The sequence below is a fragment of the Pseudoalteromonas sp. BSi20652 genome (assembly GCF_000239855.1).
Lineage (GTDB): Bacteria > Pseudomonadota > Gammaproteobacteria > Enterobacterales > Alteromonadaceae > Pseudoalteromonas.
Genome location: NZ_BADT01000033.1, coordinates 1 through 1184 on the forward strand (window position 1 = coordinate 1; position 1184 = coordinate 1184).

Consider the following 1184-nt stretch of genomic DNA (forward strand, 5'->3'; position numbering starts at 1 on the left):
AAATCATTTCCTTTAGGTGCATCTAATTCATTCGCAACGCTCTTTTTAGGTTTGCCCACAATACCGATGCTTTTCGGCGGTTCGAATTCATCGAGGGCTTTATTTACGCGGTTGCCGATATCATTCGCTGCATTTTTAACGCCTTGGTTAATTTTTGGGGTGACTTCATCAAGCTGTTTGACCATAGCTTGCATGCCGTCAATAGCGCTATCCGGTAGTAATAAATCATATTTCCAGCTTGTTGAAATGTCTTGCAGTGTATCTCTGAAGCCCTTAATTACGGCTTTTACTTCACTGGCGGCTTGCTTACCTAAATCCTGCCAGTTTATTTTACGTAAGTATTTTACAGGGTCGCCTTTGCCGAGCTTGCGTAGCACTGCAATGGCGGCTTCCATCGACTCACCACTGTTTTTAATTACAACTTTACCCACGCCTTTTACAGCAGAGCCAAAGAGTGGAATTAAACCAATGGCTGTTAAGGTAAAGGCAATCCAGCCATCACTATCATTGGCTTTATCATCATCTGTGAGTAGCATGGTATTAGCGCAAATATCCCGAATATCCATGACTTGGTCAATAACAGGTATCATTGAAATAATACTACCTACTACAATCTGTGCAGTGGTGGGGTCTTTATTAAAGTCACCTTGCAGCGCTCCCCATAACCAGTCACCCGCTTGGCTGGCTATGTTGCTTGCTTCATCAAGTGTTGCTGTTTGCCCAGCTCTGCTCATTTGTATGGCAGAGGCGGGGGTTATTCTTTTATAAAGTGGGTTTGGCGTTGTGTTATCTTGAGGTTCATACTCGCGCGTATCTTCCCCGTATTGAATAGTAAACTGACCATTTGGTACATCGGTTAATTGCGCTATACCGTCTTCATCTAGCTGGCCTGTGCTTTGTGTTCCATCATCAAATTTAATTGTATAAGGTGCGTTTTTTACAGGGCTGCCATCTTGATAAACATAAAGCAAATCCACTACGCTTGACGTTGTTGCAGCAATACCGGAGTCATTAATGGTTATATCACTAATGCGGCTAATATTGGCAGGGCTTGCATTGCTCGGTGCCCGCGCTGTTTGTGGGCTGGTTATGTCGTAATCAACCGGCCCATCAAAGGTTATAAATGTGCCATCGAGTGTAAGTACGTTAGTGGCGGTAATATCAACATTACCTTGGCTGTCGAG

At 43.8% G+C, this 1184-nt stretch carries 1 pseudogene; it reads right to left on the reverse strand.

The window, feature by feature from the left end:
- Positions 1–1184, reverse strand: a pseudogene (locus P20652_RS20690) (hypothetical protein); the annotation flags it as partial.